The organism is Sulfitobacter sp. HI0027, assembly GCF_001634775.1.
In the GTDB taxonomy this organism is placed as follows: Bacteria; Pseudomonadota; Alphaproteobacteria; order Rhodobacterales; family Rhodobacteraceae; genus Sulfitobacter.
In genome coordinates, this window is sequence record NZ_LWER01000215.1 from 1 (window position 1) to 4,478 (window position 4,478).

The 4,478-nt window shown below is 59.3% G+C and carries 4 protein-coding genes and 2 pseudogenes; all 6 read left to right on the forward strand.

Annotation, left to right across the window (positions count from 1 at the left end; translation table 11 throughout):
- A partial coding sequence (locus A3722_RS13810) for an IS4 family transposase (protein ID WP_150120489.1) occupies positions 1-1,149 on the forward strand: 1,149 nt, incomplete at its 5' end.
- 84 nt (positions 1,150-1,233) lie between these two features.
- Positions 1,234-1,665 carry an IS66-like element accessory protein TnpA gene (gene tnpA, locus A3722_RS13815; protein WP_067629910.1) on the forward strand — a complete coding sequence of 144 codons (432 nt, stop codon included), beginning with the start codon at positions 1,234-1,236 and terminating at the stop codon, positions 1,663-1,665.
- Positions 1,662-2,015, forward strand: coding sequence for an IS66 family insertion sequence element accessory protein TnpB (tnpB, locus tag A3722_RS13820; protein WP_067629907.1), 354 nt, complete (start codon positions 1,662-1,664; stop codon positions 2,013-2,015). The genes tnpA and tnpB overlap by 4 nt, the downstream gene beginning before the upstream one ends.
- A gap of 54 nt (positions 2,016-2,069) precedes the next feature.
- On the forward strand, positions 2,070-3,629 hold the full coding sequence (gene tnpC, locus A3722_RS13825; protein WP_067916214.1) for an IS66 family transposase: 1,560 nt from the start codon (positions 2,070-2,072) through the stop codon (positions 3,627-3,629).
- A gap of 29 nt (positions 3,630-3,658) precedes the next feature.
- A pseudogene (locus A3722_RS23400) lies at positions 3,659-4,077 on the forward strand (transposase); the annotation flags it as partial.
- Positions 4,078-4,126: 49 nt separating this feature from the next.
- Positions 4,127-4,478, forward strand: a pseudogene (locus A3722_RS23405) (DDE-type integrase/transposase/recombinase); the annotation flags it as partial.

Here is a 4,478-nt window from a genome sequence, read left to right on the forward strand (position 1 = left end):
GACACCACGGAATTCACCTTCAAACGGTCCGCTCCGGAGAAGGTCGGGTTTACGAAGATATCCACTGGACGTAAAATGAAAGAGGGCCGATTTCAAAAACATGCCGTTTGTGGCCTCCTGATGCATGCCAGCATGGCCATTACGCCGGATGGACTGCCGCTCGGTCTGACAGCAGCGAAATTCTGGTCGCGGAGCAAGTTCAAGGGGACCGCCGCTCTTAAACGCAAGATCAACCCGACCCGTGTGCCTATTGAAGAGAAGGAAAGCATGCGTTGGCTCGACAATTTGCGCCTGTCCACCGAATTAACTGGGGCACCTGAGCGCTGTGTGCATATCGGTGATCGGGAAAGCGACATCTATGAACTCTACTGCCTGGCCGAAGAGCTCGGGACGGGGTTCCTCGTGCGTAGCTGCGTCGACCGTTTGGCGGAGAATGGCGGAACGACCATTGCCAAAGTGATGGCTGAAGTGCAATCCAGTGGCACGCATGAGGTCCGGTTCCGCGACGCGCAGGGCAAAGATCATTGCGCCGTGCTGTCTGTCAAACACGCGACCATGACTGTTCGGCCCCCGATCGGGAAGCAGAAGAAATACCGGCATCAGGACCTCCAGATAATCCATGCCGAGGAACTCAATCCACCAGAAGGCAGAGTGCCTGTCTTCTGGAAGCTGATCACGAACCTGCCGGTTACGACCCATGCCGACGCCGTCCACAAGCTCGATTGGTACGCGTTGCGCTGGAAGATCGAGACCTTCTTTCGAACCCTGAAGACTGGGTGCCGGATCGAGGAACTTCGCTTAGCCACAGCTGATCGGCTGGCAAACTGCATCGCGCTGTGCTGCGTTGTTGCCTGGCGCGTATCATGGCTGACAATGCTCAGCCGGGAGGCACCGAAAGCATCGCCTGATGCCGTCTTCACCAACACCGAGCGCAGCTTGCTTGAACGCGCAACGCCAGAACGCAAACGTAATGTACTACGCGATTTGAACTTCTATATCAGGGCCGTCGCGAGGCTCGGAGGCTACCTTGATCGCACATCGGATGCGCCACCAGGGACGACGGTCATATGGCGCGGCCTATCCCGCCTCGCTGATCTTGCCGAAGGCGTTCGTATCGCAGAGGCACAGCCACAAGAGACTTATGGGTAACTGCAAGTTGCCTGGACAGCACCTTCCCAGTTTTCGCCTGAGCTGCGACTCCGTTTCTGACGGATATTGGGCGGGAGTTTCGCGATGGCGACTACGGTAGAGTTTCTCAGGGACTACGGGGTGGAGATACGGGCCAATGGCCAGAAGCGGTGGCCCAATGAGGTCAAAGCACGGATCGTGGCTGAGAGTTTGCAGCCGGGCGTGAGCGTGAATGCAGTTGCGGCGCGGTATGGGCTTCGGGCGAACCATTTATCGGAATGGCGGAGTCAAGCACGCGATGGCCGGTTGGTTTTACCTGCGGGCGATGACGACGCCTTTAGTTTTGCGCCACTCGTAGTCTCGGATGGTGGCGGCGGTGCGCATATGTCGGCCGTTGCGGGGCGGTCCGCGAAGCCTGACGAGTCATCCCATACCTCCATCGAGATTGGGATTGGTCGTGTGACAGTCCGGCTCGATGGCACGACCAGTTCGTCCCGGGTTGCCGAGATCGTGCGGGCAATCGAGGGTCAGCCATGATGTTCCCATCAAACCGTGTGCGGGTTCTGGTCTCGACGCAGCCTGTGGACTTCAGGAAAGGTCATGATGGTCTGGCGTCGATCGTGTCGTCGGTGCTGCGCAAGGATCCGTTCACCGGCACGGTTTTTGTGTTCCGCTCGCGCCGGGCGGATCGGCTGAAGCTTTTGTATTGGGACGGCACCGGATTGGTGATGGCTTATAAGCGGCTGGAAGAAGCGACCTTCACCTGGCCGGCGATCAAGGACGGGATGATGGCGCTGAACCACGCCCAGTTCGAGGCCCTGTTTGCCGGTCTGGACTGGCGCAAGGTCAAGGCTCTGGAGATGCGCCCACCTGCTGCGGCAGAGTGAATCAACCGCTGTCTTTTGTGTGTTTTTAATGGGGTTTTATCGTATCCTGATGGCATGATCACGACACCCGCCATTGACCTATCCACCATCCCTGCTGCGCAGCGTGCGGCGGTTTTGGCGTTGATGGAAAAGGTAGCGGCGCTTACGGAAATCACCCAACGGCAAGAGCACCTGATTGCGGAGCTGAACCATGCCCTACATGGCAAACGGTCGGAAAAGCTGACCGAGGATGAGCGGCAGCTGGCGTTCGAGGATCTGTCCATCGCCCTGGCTGAGGTCGAGGTGCAGAAGGACCAACTGGCCGCTCAGACAGGTGACAAGACGACAACCAAATCTGCGCCAAAGCGCACCATCGGCAATCTACCGGCCGCACTGCCGCGCATCGAAGAAGTCATCGAACCTGACAGCCTGAGCTGCCCTTGCGGCTGCGGCGTTATGCACAAGATCGGGGAAGACCGCAGTGAGCGGCTGGACATCGTGCCGGCGCAGTTGCGCGTCATTGTCACCGTCCGCCCGAAATACGCCTGCCGGACCTGCACCGACGGCGTGACCCAGGCTCCCGCACCATCGCATCTGATCATAGGTGCCCTGCCGACCGAGGCCACCATCGCCCATGTGCTGGTCAGCAAGTATGCGGATCATCTGCCATTATACCGCCAAAGCCAGATCCTGGCGCGTGCGGGTCTTGATCTGCACCGCGCTGTGCTGGCGGACTGGGTCGGCAAGGCGGCCTTCCACCTCAAGCCCGTCGTCGACCGGCTGGCCGAACACCTGAAACGATCCGACAAACTGTTCATGGACGAAACCACGGCCCCGGTGCTGGATCCGGGGCGCGGTAAAACCAAAACTGGCTATCTCTGGGCACTGGCCCGCGATGACCGACCATGGGGCGGTGAAGATCCGCCCGGTGTGGTTTACTTCTATGCCCCCGGTCGGGCGGGCGCGAATGCCGAAACCTTCCTGACAGGCTTCGACGGCATCCTGCAGATCGACGGCTATCAGGGCTATAATCGGCTGACCAAACCCACGCGCAAGGGCGGTGCCCCCATTCGGGTGGCCCATTGCTGGGCGCATGCGCGCCGCAAGCTGAAGGAAGTCTTTGACCGAGATGGCTCAGAGATCGCCGCCGAAGGCCTGCGCCGCATCGCCGAAATCTATACCGTCGAAGCTGACATTCGTGGCATCTCCTCCGGCCAGCGATTGTCTGCCCGTCAGGCCCGCAGTGCCCCGCTGGTCGCAGCATTCGGTGAATGGCTGGAGGCTGAGCGCCGCAAGATCTCCACCAAATCCCGGCTGGGTGAAAAGCTGACTTACATCCACAATCACTGGGACGGACTGCAGACCTTCTTGGCCGATGGGCGCGTCGAGATCGACAACAACCGCGTCGAAAACCTGATCCGCCCCATCACCCTCAATCGGAAAAACGCCCTCTTCGCTGGGCATGACGAGGGTGGTATCGCCTGGGGCCGCATCGCCTCACTGATCGAGACCTGCAAGATCAACGGCATCGAGCCCTTCGCCTATCTCAAGGCAACCCTCACAGCGATCGCCAATGGTCACCCACAAAGCGGCATCGACGATCTGCTCCCGTGGAACTTCAAGACGTCAAGCTGACCCGACAGTGCCCTCCTGAGAACGCTTACGCCGATCTGCGGCGGATTTACAGCGCCCCTACAGCCGATCAAGCTGGCTTGGAGTTGGATGCCTTCAAGGAAAAATGGGCCGGGAAATATGCCTCCATCGCACCGGCCTGGCGCAGAGCTTGGCAGGAAGTGATCCCGTTCTTTGCTTTTGATCCTGCCATCCGGAAGATCATCTACACCACCAACGCCCCCTCTCGGCAGCATGCTTTGCATGCGCCTGCCGGGCAATGATTGAAAGCTTGAACCGTGTACTCCGCAAATCGATCAAGACGCGGGGATCGTTCCCGACCGAAGACGCTGCAACGAAGCTGATCTACTTGGCGATCCGCAACTTTGAGAAAGGCGGCCGGAATGTTCGAGAATGGTTTGCGGCCCGCAATCATTTCGCCATAATGTTCGAGGATCGCTTCAATGCGTGACTGTATCTAAAACCCGCATGGGCCAGGCCAGATACACAAAGTTCATGACACTCCCGTGCCAATCTTGGTCGAAGCACGGCCGAACGCACGTTGGTCATTGGATTTCGTCCACGACCAATTCGCCAGCGGCCAGCGCTTCCGGGTGCTCAACGTGGTCGACGATGTCACCCGGGAGTGCTTAGCGGCAATCCCGGATACCTCGATTTCGGGACGGCGTGTGGTACGCGAGCTGACGGCATTGATCGAGCGGCGCGGAAAGCCTGGCATGATTGTCAGCGATAATGGGACCGAACTAACCAGTAACGCGATCCTGCGCTGGTGTTCCGAGCATCGGATCGAATGGCACTACATCGCGCCGCTCGATCAATGCCGTCAGCTCGCGTACCACACGCCGTCCCGAA